A 17,489-nucleotide genomic window follows, 5' to 3' on the forward strand; every position below is an offset into this window, starting at 1 on the left:
CCAAAACCAGGTGATGATAAAGAACAAGAGAAACCAAAACCACCAGTTCCACACGATCAAATTACAGTATCCCCAATAACTGGAGATATTTTGGTGGAGTGGTATGCTGGGAATGGAGAAAGGTACTCGTCAGTATTTTTCAATGATTATTATGATAAAGGACAAAATTCTGATACGTTGAATAATAGGGCTAAATATTCCAAGGAAAATAAAGAGTTAACACTTATATCTCAATTGAATGCATCTTCAAATGCACAGACAGTTGCTGATCATAGATTAACATTGGACAATTTGGGAGAAATTTTAGCTAATAAGGAGAATTATTCGAATCAAAGTGAATTATTTTATTTACGTAACCAAATGAATACACTTAAGGAAAAAGTTACAACCCAACAAGAATTACAAGAGTATTTAAAAGAAAATACGAAAGAGTATATTCAATCAGTTGCAAAGTTAGTATACGATAAGGCTGTACAAGAGGAGAATGTTTGGTTAAATAACCAAACAGATATAGCTTCTCTAGAACAATCTTTAAGTAAATATTACTTAGTTACTTCGGTGCTTGAAAGCGTGGATCCTAAATTAGTAGAGGCTGCAAATCAACGTGTAGAAAAGATTTTCTATAAACTATTACAAGAAGAATTAAAAAATATTAACATTGAAGCACCAGTAGTGACATCTAAAAATGATACAAAAGAAAACGTAAGTCCAGAGAAAGAAACTGCAACTAGCAGTAATGGAGGACAAGTGGTTAAAGAAGATAATACGAATAAAACTGGGGCGTCAGAAATAGCTAGTGAGAAAGAGCAAAAAGATCAATTAATTGAAGCTAATAAAAACAACAAAGAAAATACGAAAGAAGTAAATCATAAAGACACAAATAGCAATGATACAGATGTTCAAATGAAACCGGAAAAACCAAATCCGATCAATCAAGCGATTGAGCAAATTGAAACATATTTAAACCCTGAAAGTCTAAACTATGAAAATGCTTTACTATTAGCAAATCAATGGATTGATGTCGCAAAAGACCAACAAAAAGAAAAATTAAATCAGCAATTTAGTATAGCGGTAGATGGGCTTAGAGGACAAATGAAAGACCCAAAATCTTCAGTGGAAGATGCTTTAAAGAAAGCAAATCTATTAACAAGTACGGCAAGAGTAGAACAATCTGTTCAAGATGAAGCAAATAAAATGTTAATGCCACTTATGTTTGAAAGAAAAGCAACTGAGGCTGCAAATAAAGGAGAATATTATACAGCTGTATTGAATATTGCCAATGCAATTCGCACAAAGCATCCACTGGAGCGTTCCAGAGAAGAAATGGTGAATTATGCAAATAAACTATGGGAAAAAACAGAAGTTGAATGGGAGCAAATCAATGGAACACCAAATTGGCAAGAAAATGCCGAGAAAACTGTACTTCCATCTTATACGTTATTGGCACAGTTGAAAGATATTGATAAAAAGATTGAGCAAATCGCTGGTATGGGTGTTATTGATAATGCGTCGAAAAAGATGGAGGGAATTCAACTACTACAAGTAGCGAATGCAAAAGCAAATCAGAAAGGAAAACTTTACGAGGCTTTACACTATTATGGACAAGCTTCCTACCGTGGTGTTAATGATAAAAAAGGATTTTCTGATGTCGCAAATCGCGTATTAAAAGAAGGGGGAGAAATGGAAAAGAGTAATTACCTATCAGCTTTAGAAATCTATCAAATTCTTTATAAAACACCAGGGGTTGAAATGACCGGAGTAAAAGATAAAGCCAAAGCTGCCATTGAATATTTAAGTGCATTTGATGCTGCTAATAAAAAGGCTACTCGTATAAACACTATTGAAGATTTAGCATCAGTAGTTGAGCTAACTCATCAAGCGATGAACTTAGGATATCAGCAGGCACCTGCAAAAGAATTTATGAAAGTTGTCTCTGAAAAAATGTTACAAACCGGTAAAGGGTATTTAGACAAAAATGACAACAATAATGCATATAAATGTTTTGAGTTTTTAACTCGACCACAATATGCAACAACGATTGATGGAGAATTGCGCCAAAAAGCAATGGAGAATTTAGAAAAAGTAAAAGCTATGGATGCTCAAAAATAAGTAGATAATAAGTTCGCCATCTTATCTCAAGTAAGATGGCGAACTTTATTCCAAATAAGGAGTGAAAGTTAATGAGTTTACTAGAAATTTGTCCATTAGATGAGGCGTTAGTGGAAGCTTTACAGAATGAAGAAAAAAGAGTTCGTTTTTATGAGATATTACAGAAATCAAATTTGTACGTTGTTGCTTCTGTAGAGGGAGATACAAATGTAGATGAAGAAGGGAATTTGATTTCAACTGAAAATACACAATTGCAAATTCATTATTTTGAAATGGAAGAAGGATTAATGTTACCACTGTATTCTGATTTGAAACATTTAGAAATGGTTATTCCAGAAGAATGTCCATATGTCTCTATGAATGCGATTGAATTATTAAAGACTATAGATTTAGAAGCAAATGTAATATTAAACCCAGGAACAAAATTTCAAAAATTATTTGTGAAGGAAGAAATTGAATCGATTTGTGATAACAGTATTTTTGATGTTTTTTCTAAAGGGAATAAGTAAAAATTGATGCAGTTCTATTTCTTTTTGGTATAAAATAGAGGAAGGTGGGAGAGGGTTTGGAGATCAAGGTCAAACCTGAACAACTCGAACAAATTGCCAAAAACATATCAGAGATGCAAACACACAGCCAGAACATACAACAAAATCTCAATCAATCTATGTTTAGTATTCAAATGCAATGGCAAGGAGCAACGAGTCAACATTTTTATGGGGAATATATGAGATCAATGGGACTCATGGAATCTTACATACGTAACTTACAAGTTACAGAAAAAGAATTACGGCGTATCGCTCAAAAGTTTCGTCAAGCAGATGAAGAATATCAAAAGAAACAAAATGAAAAATTGAAAGAAACCCATAAAAAAGAAAAGAAACATGAAAAATCATGGTGGGAAAAGGGAGTAGAAGGGGCAGCTGAATTCATTGGAGTAAATGATGCAATTCGTGCAGTTACCGGTAAAGATCCTATTACAGGAAAAGAATTATCATCAAAAGAAAGACTCATCGCCGCAGGATGGACGCTCCTAAACTTTGTTCCTGTTGGAAAAGTGGCAAGTCTTGCTGGAAAAGGAATAAAGTATGTCGCTTCTAGCTTCGGAAAGACAATTGTAAAAGCAGGAAAAGGGCTAGGCGAAGGAATATCAATGGTGGCTGGAAAAGCTGGAAAAGCAGCTGTCGATGGTATAAAAACAGCCAGCCACAAAGTAAAAGAAGGCGTAAACTTTGTAGCCTCCACAGCAAAAGGATTTGCCGACAAAATCGGAAGCTTATGGAACAAAGGCGCCACAACCGTAAAAACAACCTTCTTGCAGGGGAATGAAAAGATCCAGCACGCAGTAAAAACATTACTGGAGTACAAATGGATCCCAGGTTTGGGAAAAGCCTATGTCATGCCTGGAGTAGGAATGGTCCGAGAGATAGGACAGCATTCTCTGAAAGATGCTTATCAGTATATGGAGAGTAAGGTTGTTAAGGGTACGGTTGGAGCTAATAACTTTAAATTTGGAGATAATGCTAAAAATCATTTGAAAAATGTTGAGAATATAAGCACTAAGAAAGGAGTTAGTGGTGGACATAACATGGATGAATTTTACAATGCTTTGAAAAATCAGGGTGTTGATGTAGAAGACTTAATTATATCTAAAAAATCACATTCTTCAATTGAAGGGATTTATGAGATAGAATACAAAATACCTAGAAAAGATATGGCTGGAAATATTGCAGAACCTGTTTCGTATAAAAATATTAAGGAGCCTAAAACAATATACGATCCAGCAATGATTAGTGATGATAAGATATATCAGTGGGGAAAAGAAGCAATGCAAAAGGGAACAATAAATGGTAGGCTTGTTGAAGGTACTGCTTCAAATGGATTGAAGTTCAGAGGTTATTTAAATGATACTGGAGAGATAACTAACTTTTTCCCAATTCTAGACTGATATTATAAGATACAATGTTTATAGGAGGATAAAATGAATAGTAATTTTGAATTTATTGAAGATAAAGAGAAAAACGATGAATTAATGTCAATATATTTTAACTTTATAAACGGTAAGTACTTGGAAAGAGCTTTGAGTTTTTTTGTGAAAAAAGAGGGGTTTGGACAAGAAATAGTATTTGTTCATTTTCAGTCGGATTTAGATGAATTTGATATGTCACAGCTACCTATACCTTTAGATGATAAGCATGTGTTGGTTGAATTAGATTCTCCAGCTGTTGAGTCTGAACAACAAGTGTATTTGGACTTTGAAACTTTTTATAATTATTTGGAAGAACATGTGAAAAAAGAAGTGGAAAAAAATCCAGAAAGAAATGGATTAATGGATTTATTAGTGCAAGTTAAGCGTAGCTTAAATTTGTAATATCTTATAGCCATTTTACTAGATTCGAAGGGCAGAAAAAGAACTTTTTGAAGAACGCGTTTTTATTAGGATTTTATTATATTTCAATAAGGGAGATTGTCTGATATTGAATAAGTAAAGAGGAAGTTATAGATGAAGAAGACTTAACAAAAGAGACCTCATATTTGAGGTCTCTTTTGTTAAGTGTATTGAAAAAATCCCTAATTAAAAATTAGCGTGAGATCACAACTATAAGGGTACGGGTGATATTGGAACACCGCCTCGATACGGGGAAAGAAGAATCTCAAAGGAATTATATGATGAATTAAGAGATGGAACGCCTACTGCAAAGCTACGGGAAAAAGTTAATGAGGGCATTGAGGATAAAATAGGAACGCCTGACCCTGCTTTACCTGGTAAGTATATTACAGATAGACTTCAAGCTGATCATATCGTATCAATGAAAAATATAGCAAAGATGGAAAATTTCGATAAATTAACGAAAGAACAACAACTTAAGGTTTTAAACAATGAAGAGAATTTTCTAGGATTAAGTGAAGCAGCCAATAAATCTAAGGGGTCTAAATCTTATTCTGATTGGACAATTTATAAGAAAGAAAAAATTGAAGTTGATCCTAAGTTTAGAGAAGAAATGATAAAGAAGGAAAAAGAATTAGAAATGAAATTACAAAAACAAATTGATGATTTTGTTGAAGGAAATAAAAAGGATATAGATAAATAAAGGAGATAGAATTATGGAACAAAAACTTGATTTTTTAAGAAAATATAAAAGAAATGCACAACTTATATCATGCCATGAGATTAATAAACTTGATAGTGGGAAAATACCAAATTCATGGTATGAATTGTTTCAAGAAGAAAACGTAGACAAGAGAGTTGAGAGTATTTTATCGATATGGAAAGAGCAAGTAGGAGTGGAATTAAGAAACACTATTTCTTATTTGTCTAGGCACCTTGAAGAAGTAGAGCTTATGAACACAAATGGTAGATATTCAATTTTATACACTATTAAAACAGATAATGGGGAAATTCTATATTATGAAGGGGGAAATCCCAAAGATGAGTTTAATAATGAAGAATTAGAAAAATCTTGGGATAAGATTCCTTCAACAATACGAAATTTTTATCGAACTGTTCATAATGGTTTCTATTTTTATGCGAGTCAATCTATGGGTTTAGTTCCTTTAGAAAATGTAACTTTTTTTGATGATGATGAATGGGGTATTATTGAGGAGTTAGAAGAACCTTTACAAATTGATTTACAAACTACTTTTGGTTTCTTTAAAAGTGGTATGGGTGGTTATGTTGCAGTAGATTATAAGAATTCTAATAATGATAATGCGACTTTATGGTGGACGAATAAAGAGCCTAGATATAATATGAATTTTTGGGACATTGTTGATGAATGGATAGTAATTGGATTTGAAGTTTAGTTTAAAGGTTCTGTTGCAAAGTTTTTATATAAACAAAAAAATCCTAATTTAGTAGGTAGAGTTTATACAACTTTGAATAGATTCTCTAATTCATTGTACGTCGAAAAAACGAAGTACGAGCTTAGGCGAGATGACATTTTACCGGGCGATAAATATAAACACATGGAATGGACATTAAACTAACGAACTCGTACAAACTCGTAAGTTTTAACGTAGTAGTTGTCATGACATGTAAAAGGTGCCATACTGTTACTACAAAACTTACAAATTTATGCTACTTAAAAATAGATGAACTTACAGCACTCGATTGTCGACTAAAGGCTACGAGTGCTTTTTTGTGTTTTAACGTGAAAGTTTAAAATAGTATTATAATCTTACAAGTGTATTAATTCTTAAAGTTTATAGATTGTAATAGTCGTGAACAGTGTATGACGATAGCGGAGGAAAAAATAAAGGGTTGTATTATGTTTTGAAATTATCGTAAAGTACGTTTTAACGGTTGATGTAAGAGTACATCCAATAACAGGTGGAGTCATGTCTACTACAGCGGTAAATAACGCTATTCAACAAAAAGAGTCATCACAACAACAAGATACCGATGATCCAGAAGAAGGTACTGCTGATAGTGATGATGATGACGGAGGATCATAAAAAGATTTCTCATCAAATTTTAATATAGCCCTTGACAGTTATAAATATAACCGATATACTTCATATTAATTTCAAAAGAAAATATATTCTAAATATTTAAATGTGTTGAATAGGAGTAGTAAGGTCGTATATTTGTACAGAGAGCTATGGGTTGGTGTGACATAGTCAAATGACATCCTGAACTCGCCTAGGAGCAGTAAGGTGGAACGGAATCACATTCTTAGTAAATCTTAACGGTTAACCTTCGATATTAGGTTTGTAATCAAACGATTACTACTAAGGTGGATTCATAATGGAATCAATAAGGGTGGTACCGCGTTAAGTAAATGGCTTAGCGTCTCTTTATATAGAGATGCTTGGCCATTTTTTTATTTTATGGAAATAGAAATGGAGGGTTTATTCGGATTGGTTTACAAAATTTAATTATTCATATAAAAAGATTTAATTAGGAGGAAAATAAGATGAAACAGACGGAGCAATGGACTTCGAAATTAGGCTTTATAATGGCTGCAGCAGGATCGGCAATTGGACTTGGCGCAATATGGAAGTTTCCTTATATCGCTGGGAAGAGCGGGGGAGGAGCATTCTTTTTAATCTTTATATTATTTACTGTATTAATTGGGCTACCGCTACTTATAGCTGAATTTATGATTGGTCGTAGTACACAGAAACAAGCGGTTGGAGCATTTAAAAGTATCGCGCCAAATACAGGATGGCACTGGATTGGACGACTTGGCGTTGGAACATGTTTTATATTACTTTCGTTTTATAGCGTTGTAGGCGGATGGGTGTTAATTTATTTATTCAGAGGAGTAACGGGACAACTTATTACTCCGGGACAAAATTACGGAGCATTATTTACTGAAACAATTGGAAATCCCACCTGGGCGATTATAGGGCATTTCGCTTTTATGTTTATTACGATTTGGGTTGTGTCAAAAGGTGTACAAAACGGAATTGAAAAAGCAAGTAAATATATGTTGCCAGCATTGTTCGTATTATTTGTTGCTCTTATTGTTCGCTCACTAACACTTGATAACGCAATGAAAGGTGTGAAGTTTTTCTTACAACCAGATTTCTCAAAGATTACTTCAGAAAGTATTTTGTTTGCAATGGGCCAATCATTTTTTGCGATTAGTATCGGGATTTCGATTATGGTCACGTATAGTTCCTATTTAAATAAAAAAGAAAGTTTACCAAAATCAGCAATAACAATTGTTGGATTGAATTTATTTGTTTCATTATTTGCGGGTCTTGCTATTTTTCCGGCCGTATTTTCATTAGGAATGGAGCCAACAGAAGGGCCTGGATTACTATTTATCGTATTACCATCTGTATTTAGTCAAATTCCATTCGGCGGATTTTTCTTAACAGTATTTCTTGCACTATTTACATTTGCGACATTAACATCGGCATTTTCTCTACTAGAGACAGTTGTTTCAGCATTAGCAAATGGTGAACAAGAAAGAAGAACGAAATTATCATGGATGATTGGTTTCGGCATTTTCTTAGTAGGTATACCTTCAGCGCTATCATTTGGAGTATGGAGTGATATTACGATTTTCGGAAAGAATATTTTTGATGCAGTAGACTTCTTATCTAGTAATATATTAATGCCACTTGGAGCACTATTTATTAGTATTTTCGTTTCATTCAAAATGGAAAAGAAGGTGCTAGAAGCAGAGTTTTTTGTAGGTGGAAATTATGGAAAGAAAGTATTTATTTGTTGGGCTTTCTTACTTCGATTTGTAGCACCACTCGCAATCATCATCGTCTTTTTAAATGTAATAGGGATTATTTAAGGTTAAATGTTATAATATTCAGTAAAAAAAGTGGTGATTTTTATGACGAATTTGATAGAAGCAGGGAAATACATGAACATTAGAGGGAAAAAGCTATACGTTGAAACGCATGGAAACCCTAAAAATAAACCGGTCTTATACTTGCATGGTGGACCAGGAGAAAGTTGCTATGATTTTTCATTTCATCAAGGGGAACGTTTAAAAGATTCTTTATATGTAATTATGATAGATCAAAGAGGTGTTTGTCGCTCAGAAGAAATTACTGAGGACGAAGCTTTTGGATTAAATGATTTAATTGAAGACTGTGAGGAACTAAGAAAAGCATTACAAATTGAAAAGTGGTCTGTAATTGGACATTCTTTCGGTGGATATGTAGCGTTGTTATATGCGTCGATATATCCAAGTTCAATAGAGAAAATAATATTCGAAGGGCCAACTTTCGATTTTGCTTTAACAAGTAGGGCTTTGTTACAAAAGACAGGGAATTTATTAAAAAAGTATGGAAAAGAAAAAATAGCAGAAGAATCCCTTGCTTATTCATCTAGCAATACGAGTTCAGAAGAGTTGCTAGAAGCTTATATAAGACTAAGCAATGAATTAGAAGAAAATAGAATGGAGATTTACAATTATAAGGAAGATGTGACAGACGAGAGTTTATATAGTGATGAAGAGTGGGAAGTATTTTCAAATCGCTCCAAAATTCATTTTGATAGATTAAAAGAAGAAGGCGCAGTTCATACTTCATTATTACAAAAAATAAAAGAAATACAAAATCCAATGTTATTAATTGTAGGAAAACACGATGCAGTAACGTGTGAAAAACAAATTGAAATATTTAATAAAGATGCTCGAAACGGCAAGTATATCGCTTTTGAAGAGAGTGGTCATTCACCACATTATGAGGAAGCAGATCGATTTGCAGAAACAGTCATACATTTTTTGAAATGAAGAAAAGGGTGCTTCTATAAATGGGAAGCACCCTTTCTAAATTTCTGGATAAGTGATTGTAATATTAGGCCATTTGTTTTGCCAATTCTTTTTAGTAACTCTAGTATTGTACATATGCAGTCGTTCTTTTGATTCAAGAAAATGATCTGTTGGTCTCACTTGTAAGGAAAGCACATCTTCAATCCCGCACGGAGCTGTTAATATAACTTTGTTTTTTTCTTCGCCTAATGTAACCCCTAAAGCCGTTGCCGTTTCAGGAAATTTAGAAATAGCATCAACAGAAGAAGAGTACGGTGGCATATTATTCACTACATGCATACGAGCTTGATTCTTTACAGACCAAGGGATCGTAGCATCAATATTCATTAATTTCGTTTCTAATGATTGTTCGTATATCTCATCTTTATGTAGACTATCATAATAAATCACATCAACATCAGGCATAGCTGTTTTAGCTTCATAGTTATGTAAAGTATCCCAAATTTTAGAGCGAACAAACCCGGCACAAATCCACCAATCAGGTAAATTTAGTGATTTTGCCATTTGTAATACGTTCATCATCCATTCGTCGTTTTCAATTAAGCGAATTATATCTTGCTCTGTTTGTATAGTCATTTGTTATCCCACCTACTATTTTTATAGAGGACTAATTCATCAGTTTAATAATCCATGTGATCCAGTAAGCACCTGGTATGAATAATAGTTGTGCTAATAATGTACCGAAAAGTCTAGAAATCATTAGCCAACCATACATTTTACTCATTGCTTCTGCACCTTCTTCTGATTGAAGAGCTCGCTCTGTTAAAAGAGCGATACGTGGATCGAGCAGAACTGTTAATAAAATAGTAGCAAAACCATTAATAAGGCCAGAAGCTGTAGTAGCTTTTGTTGCGTAAGCTGGAAGTAAAAAAGAAGCGTATAGGGCTGAAAGAACACCAGCTGTATAAATTGCAGTAGCAAACATATTAATAAGCATAATACGTTTTGGAATACCACCGATACGCAGTCTATGAATCATTTCTAATTTTGGGAAGCGTACGTATTTTCTTGTGTACTTTAATTTTTGAATGTTATTTGTTTTCATCATTCGAATGAAAGAACCATCTGTTTCAAAGTTTTGAATGACATATCCAAATAGTTTGGTCAAAGTTGGATACAGTATAATCGCAAGTAAAGTACCGACAGAGGCGGATAATAGAACGAGCCGTATAGTATGTTCTAAATTAATGGAAGCGTCTCGTTTTGCCTCATCGACAATCCCACCGATTAAAAAGGCTTGTAGCATGTTAGATGTTCTTGAAATAAGTAACACCATGCCTACGACAGACAAAGCAACAGCAATTCTCTTTACACTCCAGCTAAACGAATACTATAAGAGCTCGTTTCAACTGCGTGAATAACAATTGTGAAAGCCATTATAACAATTAACGTAATTGACATTAGATTCACCAGTTCCTATTAAAATAATTGTAACTTTTTAACTTTATCATATGTCTTACACTTTGTAACGGAAAGTATGTGACATAGAAGAAATAATTTTTCGAAAAGATAAATAATGGTAGTATAGTAAAAGGTGGGCACGAAAAGCCTTCTATATAATATGTAAAGTAAAAAGGAGCGGGAGGATTAAATTTGTACACAACATTTCTATTTGATTTAGATGGAACATTGACGGATCCGAAAGAAGGAATTGTAAATTCTGTATTGTATGCATTACAAAAGGTTGGAATTGAAGAATTACATGTAAGTGAATTAGACTCATTTATTGGTCCACCCATCCAGCAATCATTCGTAGAGAGGTACAATATGAATGAAGGAGAAGTTGAACGAGCTGTTTTTTATTTCAGAGAATATTTAAAGCAGCGTGGATTGTTAGAAAATAAGGTATACGATAGTATTACAAATCTTTTAAAACAATTACAAGATACCGGAAATCGTTTATTTATAGCAACTTCAAAACCTACTGTATTTGCTGAACAAGTACTAGAGAATTTTCAATTAACAAATTATTTCGAGGGTATCTTTGGAAGTAATTTAAATGGTACGAGAATAAAAAAGGAAGAAATCATTGCTCATATTTTACAAACAAATGAAGCCCTTAATAAAGAAGAAATTGTTATGATTGGAGATAGAAAACACGATATAATTGGTGCGAATCATAATGGAATTGCTTCAATCGGTGTATTATATGGCTATGGTAGTGAAACAGAATTGACTGAAGTTGGTGCGACTCATATAGTAAATGATGTAAAAGGACTACATCATTTTTGTGTAGACAGTAGTTTGATAAAGAAGTAAATATAGAGACTGAAAATCCCTTTATAACGTATTACGATGAAATCGTTTATGTTTAAAGGGATTTTTCATATGTAATCGAATACTTATAATTAGACATTTTTAGCATGAAAAATTTGTATGAATAAGAGGAGGGATGTCAGAATCAAAAGATTAGTAGAAGTTTATCTATAAAAGTTTGAATTTTCAGTTTAAAGGAGGGGTATAATTGGAGCTAGTTATTATATTATTAGCACTTAGTTTACTAATGTTTGTAGCATATAGAGGGTTTTCTGTTATTTTATTTGCACCGATATTTGCATTATTTGCGGTATTTTTGACAGAGCCTAGTTTTGTATTACCTTTCTTTTCGAATATTTTTATGGAGAAAATGGTAGGTTTTATTAAACTATATTTTCCTGTATTTTTACTCGGAGCAATATTTGGGAAAGTAGTAGAAATGTCAGGAATTGCAGATTCGATTGCAAAGACAATTATTGAGTTAGTTGGTGAAAAACGTACGATTTTAGCGATTGTATTAATGGGTGCGATCTTAACGTATAGTGGCGTTAGTGTGTACGTAGTAGTGTTTGCTGTATATCCGTTCGCAGCTAAGCTGTTTCGACAAGCGAATATCCCGAAGCGTTTAATCCCTGGAACGATTGTACTTGGAGCAGTCACGTTTACAATGGATGCGCTACCTGGATCACCACAAATTCAAAATGTAATACCTACTACATTTTTTAAAACGGACATTTATGCTGCGCCGCTACTTGGTATTGTAGGGGCAATTTTTGTACTGACGTTAGGTTTACTATATTTAGAGAGTAGACGTAAGAAGGCGAAGGCAGCAGGAGAAGGGTATTTTGGTTTTAACGATGGGGATACTGAAATGGCAGCTTCTTTGCAAGTGCAAGTAGAACAAAAAGATATGCCATTACTGAAAAGCATTGAAATTACAAGAGTTCAGCAAGTGATTGCTTTTATACCACTTATTTTAGTAGGTGTAATGAATAAGGTATTTACTATTATGATACCGAAGTGGTATCCGAATGGTTTTGATTTTTCTGCAATTGGTATGAAAGCATTTGGAAAAGTAGAATTAAGTGCAGTAGTTGGAATTTGGTCAGTAGAATTGGCACTTATTATAGGTATTGTAACAACGTTATTATTATATTGGAGACGAGTAGTAACAGGATTTCAAGCTGGATTGAATACAAGTATTGGTGGAGCGCTACTTGCAACGATGAATACAGGAGCTGAGTTTGGATTCGGTGGTGTCATCGCAGCACTTCCAGGCTTCGCGATTATGAGAGATGGCATTTCTGCCACATTCACAAATCCTTTAGTAAATGGAGCAGTAACGACAAATATTTTAGCCGGTATTACAGGTTCTGCATCAGGAGGAATGGGGATCGTTTTAAGTGCAATGGGAGATAAGTTTATTGCAGCGGCCAATCAATTTGATATTCCATTAGAAGTAATGCACCGTATTGTATCAATGGCATCAGGAGGAATGGATACATTACCACATAACGGAGCAATTATTACTATTCTCACAGTAACAGGTTTAACACATAAACAGTCATACAAAGATATATTTGCTATTACAATTTTGAAAACGGTTGCTGTATTTTTAGTTATTGCATTCTATACAGTAACAGGAATTTATTAAGTCGATATTTTATAAACTAAAATATTAATTAGGGTAAGAAGGGGTGGAGTACTTGCAAGAAGTTGCTGAGTTTCGTATGCCGAAGTCTGTATTATATGGAAGAAATTCGCTTGAAAAGCTGGGGGAACAATCTAAGAAGTTAGGGAAAAGAGCGTTTATAGTTACGGATACAATTATGGAGGATTTAGGATATGTTGAGAGGTGTATACAACAACTAAATACGAAAGGTATTACAGTTATTACATATAATAAAGTAAATGCTGAACCTACCAATATACATGTGTTAGAAGCGTTATCTATTTGTAAAGAAGGAAAGTGTGATTTTATTATAGGTATTGGTGGTGGAAGTTGTATTGATGCTGCGAAAGCAGTTTCGGTGTTATATACAAATGGTGGAGAAGTGGAAGATTACGTCCAAAAGAATATGGAAATAGACAATGATCCGCTACCACTTATTGCAATCCCAACAACTTCTGGTACTGGATCGGAAGTAACAAGTGTAGCAGTAATTACGAATAAACGAACAGATGTAAAAATGATGATGAAGCATCCAAACTTCACCCCGCAAGTAGCGATTATTGACCCGATTTTAACGCGTTCGGTACCACCTCATATTACAGCAGCAACAGGGATAGATGCATTGTGTCATGCAGTCGAAGCATATATTTCTAGAGTTTCACAATCACTTACAGATGTACTAGCTCTTTCCGCCATTGAAAGTATTATGAAATATTTACGTATTGCATATGAAGACGGAGAGAATATGGAGGCAAGAGAAGCGATGATGATAGCATCCTTACAAGCTGGAATCGCATTTTCAAATGCATCTGTTACATTAGTTCATGGAATGTCCAGGCCAGTAGGGGCGTTATTTCATGTACCACATGGTATATCGAATGCAATACTATTACCTACAGTTTTAGAATATACAAAAGTTAATGCAGTAAAAAGACTAGCGAAAATTGGGCGTTGTTTAAATAAAGATTTGTATTCCTATTGTGATGAAGAAGTAGCAGACTACACGCTGAGGGAAATAAAAAAACTTTGTTTTGATCTCCGAATTCCAAACTTAAAAGAATACGGAATTGGTGAAGTTGAATTTGAAAAATCTATTTCTAAAATGGCATCAGATGCAATTGAAAGTGGAAGTCCAGCAAATAATCCACGTGTGCCATCATATGATGAAATTAAACAGTTGTATCGAGAGTGTTTTCATTATCAATATGAAGATTCTATAAAAACATTAGATCATTAATTTCAGAATATTCTTATAAAATTTCCTTGGAAATAGTTAAAACAAGACTTTATATTAAAAACGTAAAGTCTTGTTTTATTATGTATAATATACATAATAAAATGTTGTGATTAGTTTTAAAAAACAGTATAAGGTGGGTGTTGTGTAATGAAAACAATAGGTTTAATTGGTGGCATGAGCTGGGAATCAACTTCTGAATATTATCGAATCATAAATGAAGAAATAAAAGAGAGGTTAGGAGGATTACATTCAGCAAAATGTATGATTAATAGTGTAGACTTTGAAGAGATTGAACGATTCCAGTCTAGCGGAGATTGGGATGGAGCAGGAGAAATATTAGGAAATGCAGCATATTCGTTACAGAGAGGAGGAGCAGATTTTATTATTATTTGCACAAATACAATGCATAAAGTAGTTGAGAAAATAAAGGAGAATATTCATATTCCAGTGTTACATATCGCTGATGCAACTGCAAAAGAAATTAAAAGGAAAGATATTCAAAAGGTTGGTTTACTTGGAACTAAATATACAATGGAGCAAGACTTTTATAAATTACGCATAGAAGAAAATCATATAAAAGTAATGGTTCCATCAAAAAAGGATAGAGATAAGCTAAACGAAGTAATATATACAGAATTGTGTTTAGGAAAGATAACATCTCAATCTAGAGAGTATTACAAAAGAGTTATAGAAGAGCTAGTACAAGAAGGGGCGCAAGGAATCATATTAGGTTGTACAGAAATAGGATTATTAATAAAGCAGGAAGACGTATCTATTCCGATATTTGACACAGCTCATATACATGCAGTTGAAGCTGTTAATTTCGCTTTACAAAATAGATTATAATTATATTATGTAACCTAATTCGTGTTTGTGGAAAACATTCAGAAAATATTTTATAATGTAAGTGGTTACATTTAAGGGGGAATGCGTATGTTTTCAGTTCAACCAATCGCATTTGTACATAATGAAAGAAAGGAAATAAAAGACGATGAGTGGGGAGAAGTAATATCCTATATTACTTTAACTGAAACGTATACAGAAGAAAGTATACAAGGGATTGAAGATTTTTCTCACATTGAAGTTGTTTTTTACTTTCATAAAGTAGCTGATGAACAAATTCAATATTTTGCTAGACATCCTAGAAATAATCATGATTATCCTAAAGTAGGCATTTTTGCACAGCGCGGGAAAAATCGTCCGAATCGCATAGGATCCACAATTGTAAAGGTGATCAAAAGAGAAGGTAAATCAATTATTGTTGAGGGGTTAGATGCTATTGATGGCACCCCTATATTGGATATAAAGCCGATAATGAAAGAGTTTATGCCGAAAGAAGAAATTGTACAGCCTAAATGGGCAACAGATATAATGAGACAGTATTGGAAGGGGAATGGAGTAAAATGAGAATATATGAGGCAACAATTGCAGATTTAGATGGACTAGCATCAGTTTTTAATAACTATCGTATGTTTTATAGACAAGATTCCGATCTAGAAGGAGCAAAAGTATTTTTACGAAATCGAATCGAGAGAAAAGAATCCGTTATTTTCGTGGCAGTTGAAGACGGTGAATATATTGGATTCACACAATTATATCCATCATTTTCTTCCATTTCGATGAAGGAATTATGGATATTAAATGATCTGTTTGTACAAGCCACTAAGCGCGGAGCAGGAACAGGTAAAAAATTACTAGAAGCTGCTAAAGAATTTGCCTTAGAAAATGGTGCAAAAGGTGTAAAATTACAAACGGAAATCGATAATTTATCAGCGCAGAGATTATACGCTGAAAATGGTTATTTGAGAGATAATCGTTATTTCCATTATGAATTAACATTTTAAAGAAATATAAGATTAAAAGAGACGTTTTCATTGTGAAAACGTCTCTTTTAATTTGTATTATAGTTGATCTAAAACCCAATTTGTAGCATCTTCAAAGTTTTCTGCAATGTAGTTTGGTTCAATATGTGCCCATTTGTCTCGGTACGTATGTAAAGCATCATATCCAGCGCCTGTTCGAACTAATATCGTCGTTGCATGTACTGTTGCTCCTGCAACGATATCAGTCCAGCGATCACCAATTACAGCGCATTTTGTTAAATTAAGCCCATGTTTTTCGGCTGCTTGTAGCAGCATACCTGTACTTGGTTTGCGGCATTCACAACCATCACCGTGTTTATGAGGACATACGTAAATATCATCAAAGCCGAACCCTTTTAATTCTTTTGCAAAATCAGCAACAGTCGCTATCCCGTCTGCGATACCTGGCTGGTTTGTGAAAGAGAAGATTTTTATATTTTGAGCTTTTAGTTTTTGTAGAGCTGCTTTTGTAAAAGGAAATAATGTAAAAGAACCTGGATAATGTATTGTAGTATCACCACCAATTGTACCGTCACGATCAATAAAAATAGCTTCGATGTTTGTCATATTTTTTAGTCCTTTCCATGTATAAATAGTTTAAAAATGTTTTACAAATCGATATCCATTCACTTCATATCCTAATTTTTTGTAAAAAGGATGTGCTTCTACTCTATTTGTTCCACTAACTAGCCATGTACCAATGCAATTATGTTTTTTGGCTAATTGTTCTGCATAATCCATTAATACTTGTCCAGTGCCTTTCCGCCGGATTGTAGAATCAACGCTAATAATTGAAATTTCCCCATAACGAGTTATATCTTCTAAATTTTCACGTATACGAAACCCAAGTAATCCAAATATAGTGTCTTCTTCCTCATAAACATATAAAAAATCAAAGGGACTCATTTGTACGAATTGTAATCGGTTGTTCATATCTTCATAGGAAATAGAGGAACCTTTTAATTCTTTCGTTAAAGAACAAAGTGCATCTATATCGTCTATCGTAGCTTCACGTATATGAAAGGACATATTATCCACTCCAATAAAATGTAATCAAACATTAAGTATTCTACTAAAAGATATTTATTCCTGCTATGAAAATGAATATT

The 17,489-nt window shown here is 33.6% G+C and carries 17 protein-coding genes, 2 pseudogenes and 1 other annotated feature; of the genes and pseudogenes, 15 read left to right on the top strand and 4 right to left on the bottom strand.

What is annotated here, in order from left to right:
• The 9 genes and pseudogenes from MR113_RS05315 to MR113_RS05355 form a co-directional block, all read left to right on the top strand.
• Positions 1-2,109: hypothetical protein (locus MR113_RS05315; protein WP_242251934.1), on the top strand; the 2,109-nt coding region annotated here is incomplete at its 5' end.
• Between the two features lie 71 nt (positions 2,110-2,180).
• On the top strand, positions 2,181-2,618 hold the full coding sequence (locus MR113_RS05320) for an SseB family protein (protein WP_242251935.1): 438 nt from the start codon (positions 2,181-2,183) through the stop codon (positions 2,616-2,618).
• Between the two features lie 56 nt (positions 2,619-2,674).
• Complete coding sequence (locus tag MR113_RS05325) at positions 2,675-4,057, top strand: WXG100 family type VII secretion target (RefSeq protein ID WP_242251942.1); 1,383 nt, start codon at positions 2,675-2,677, stop codon at positions 4,055-4,057.
• Between the two features lie 33 nt (positions 4,058-4,090).
• A complete protein-coding gene (locus MR113_RS05330) occupies positions 4,091-4,480 on the top strand; it encodes a hypothetical protein (RefSeq protein ID WP_001087573.1) in 390 nt (129 codons plus the stop codon).
• Positions 4,481-4,919: 439 nt separating this feature from the next.
• Positions 4,920-5,201, top strand: a complete 282-nt coding sequence (locus MR113_RS05335) for a hypothetical protein (RefSeq protein ID WP_000788961.1) — start codon at positions 4,920-4,922, stop codon at positions 5,199-5,201.
• 13 nt (positions 5,202-5,214) lie between these two features.
• Positions 5,215-5,913, top strand: a complete 699-nt coding sequence (locus MR113_RS05340) for an SMI1/KNR4 family protein (RefSeq protein WP_242251952.1) — start codon at positions 5,215-5,217, stop codon at positions 5,911-5,913.
• Positions 5,914-6,387: 474 nt separating this feature from the next.
• A pseudogene (locus MR113_RS28720) lies at positions 6,388-6,564 on the top strand (PepSY domain-containing protein); the annotation flags it as partial.
• Between the two features lie 96 nt (positions 6,565-6,660).
• Positions 6,661-6,909, top strand: a binding site (T-box leader).
• A 116-nt stretch (positions 6,910-7,025) separates the two neighbouring features.
• Entirely contained in the window at positions 7,026-8,366 is a 1,341-nt protein-coding gene (locus MR113_RS05350; protein ID WP_242251954.1) for a sodium-dependent transporter, read from the top strand.
• Between the two features lie 42 nt (positions 8,367-8,408).
• Positions 8,409-9,314, top strand: a complete 906-nt coding sequence (locus tag MR113_RS05355) for an alpha/beta fold hydrolase (RefSeq protein WP_242251956.1) — start codon at positions 8,409-8,411, stop codon at positions 9,312-9,314.
• 36 nt (positions 9,315-9,350) lie between these two features.
• On the opposite strand, the gene MR113_RS05360 is transcribed toward MR113_RS05355, so the two are convergent.
• Positions 9,351-9,929, bottom strand: coding sequence for a nucleotidyltransferase family protein (locus MR113_RS05360; protein WP_242251957.1), 579 nt, complete (start codon positions 9,927-9,929; stop codon positions 9,351-9,353).
• A gap of 31 nt (positions 9,930-9,960) precedes the next feature.
• Positions 9,961-10,754 (bottom strand): annotated as a pseudogene (locus MR113_RS05365) (lipid II flippase Amj family protein).
• Between the two features lie 192 nt (positions 10,755-10,946).
• Between MR113_RS05365 and MR113_RS05370 the strand changes: the two are divergent.
• From MR113_RS05370 to MR113_RS05395, 6 genes are all read left to right on the top strand, one after another.
• Positions 10,947-11,612, top strand: a complete 666-nt coding sequence (locus tag MR113_RS05370; RefSeq protein WP_242251959.1) for an HAD family hydrolase — start codon at positions 10,947-10,949, stop codon at positions 11,610-11,612.
• Positions 11,613-11,817: 205 nt separating this feature from the next.
• The gene (locus MR113_RS05375) at positions 11,818-13,263 is read left to right on the top strand and encodes a GntP family permease (RefSeq protein WP_242251961.1); all 1,446 of its coding nucleotides are present in this window, start codon (positions 11,818-11,820) and stop codon (positions 13,261-13,263) included.
• 52 nt (positions 13,264-13,315) lie between these two features.
• Positions 13,316-14,518 carry an alcohol dehydrogenase EutG gene (gene eutG / locus MR113_RS05380; protein ID WP_242252193.1) on the top strand — a complete coding sequence of 401 codons (1,203 nt, stop codon included), beginning with the start codon at positions 13,316-13,318 and terminating at the stop codon, positions 14,516-14,518.
• A gap of 147 nt (positions 14,519-14,665) precedes the next feature.
• Positions 14,666-15,364, top strand: coding sequence for an aspartate/glutamate racemase family protein (locus tag MR113_RS05385; protein ID WP_061679519.1), 699 nt, complete (start codon positions 14,666-14,668; stop codon positions 15,362-15,364).
• A gap of 87 nt (positions 15,365-15,451) precedes the next feature.
• Positions 15,452-15,925 (top strand): SAM-dependent methyltransferase, encoded by a 474-nt coding sequence (locus MR113_RS05390; protein WP_242251963.1) that lies wholly within the window; start codon positions 15,452-15,454, stop codon positions 15,923-15,925.
• Positions 15,922-16,362: a GNAT family N-acetyltransferase gene (locus MR113_RS05395; RefSeq protein ID WP_061679521.1), complete on the top strand. Its 441-nt coding sequence runs from the start codon at positions 15,922-15,924 to the stop codon at positions 16,360-16,362. Before MR113_RS05390 ends, MR113_RS05395 begins: the two co-directional genes overlap by 4 nt.
• A gap of 57 nt (positions 16,363-16,419) precedes the next feature.
• Here MR113_RS05395 and MR113_RS05400 read toward each other — a convergent pair whose 3' ends face one another.
• A complete protein-coding gene (locus MR113_RS05400; protein ID WP_242251965.1) occupies positions 16,420-16,947 on the bottom strand; it encodes an HAD-IIIA family hydrolase in 528 nt (175 codons plus the stop codon).
• 30 nt (positions 16,948-16,977) lie between these two features.
• Complete coding sequence (locus tag MR113_RS05405) at positions 16,978-17,409, bottom strand: GNAT family N-acetyltransferase (RefSeq protein ID WP_132132037.1); 432 nt, start codon at positions 17,407-17,409, stop codon at positions 16,978-16,980.
• Positions 17,410-17,489 lie beyond the last annotated feature (80 nt).

It is taken from the genome of Bacillus cereus group sp. BfR-BA-01379 (assembly GCF_022663605.1).
Classification (GTDB): Bacteria; Bacillota; Bacilli; order Bacillales; family Bacillaceae_G; genus Bacillus_A; species Bacillus_A mobilis.

What these genes read in the sequence shown, in the direction of transcription:
- MR113_RS05320 (WP_242251935.1), top strand. Translation starts at nt 2,181, where the DNA reads ATGAGTTTACTAGAAATTTGTCCATTAGATGAGGCGTTAGTGGAAGCT.
- MR113_RS05330 (WP_001087573.1), top strand. Translation starts at nt 4,091, where the DNA reads ATGAATAGTAATTTTGAATTTATTGAAGATAAAGAGAAAAACGATGAA.
- MR113_RS05335 (WP_000788961.1), top strand. Translation starts at nt 4,920, where the DNA reads ATGAAAAATATAGCAAAGATGGAAAATTTCGATAAATTAACGAAAGAA.
- MR113_RS05340 (WP_242251952.1), top strand. Translation starts at nt 5,215, where the DNA reads ATGGAACAAAAACTTGATTTTTTAAGAAAATATAAAAGAAATGCACAA.
- MR113_RS05350 (WP_242251954.1), top strand. Translation starts at nt 7,026, where the DNA reads ATGAAACAGACGGAGCAATGGACTTCGAAATTAGGCTTTATAATGGCT.
- MR113_RS05355 (WP_242251956.1), top strand. Translation starts at nt 8,409, where the DNA reads ATGACGAATTTGATAGAAGCAGGGAAATACATGAACATTAGAGGGAAA.
- MR113_RS05360 (WP_242251957.1), bottom strand. Translation starts at nt 9,929, where the DNA reads ATGACTATACAAACAGAGCAAGATATAATTCGCTTAATTGAAAACGAC.
- MR113_RS05385 (WP_061679519.1), top strand. Translation starts at nt 14,666, where the DNA reads ATGAAAACAATAGGTTTAATTGGTGGCATGAGCTGGGAATCAACTTCT.
- MR113_RS05390 (WP_242251963.1), top strand. Translation starts at nt 15,452, where the DNA reads ATGTTTTCAGTTCAACCAATCGCATTTGTACATAATGAAAGAAAGGAA.
- MR113_RS05395 (WP_061679521.1), top strand. Translation starts at nt 15,922, where the DNA reads ATGAGAATATATGAGGCAACAATTGCAGATTTAGATGGACTAGCATCA.
- MR113_RS05400 (WP_242251965.1), bottom strand. Translation starts at nt 16,947, where the DNA reads ATGACAAACATCGAAGCTATTTTTATTGATCGTGACGGTACAATTGGT.
- MR113_RS05405 (WP_132132037.1), bottom strand. Translation starts at nt 17,409, where the DNA reads ATGTCCTTTCATATACGTGAAGCTACGATAGACGATATAGATGCACTT.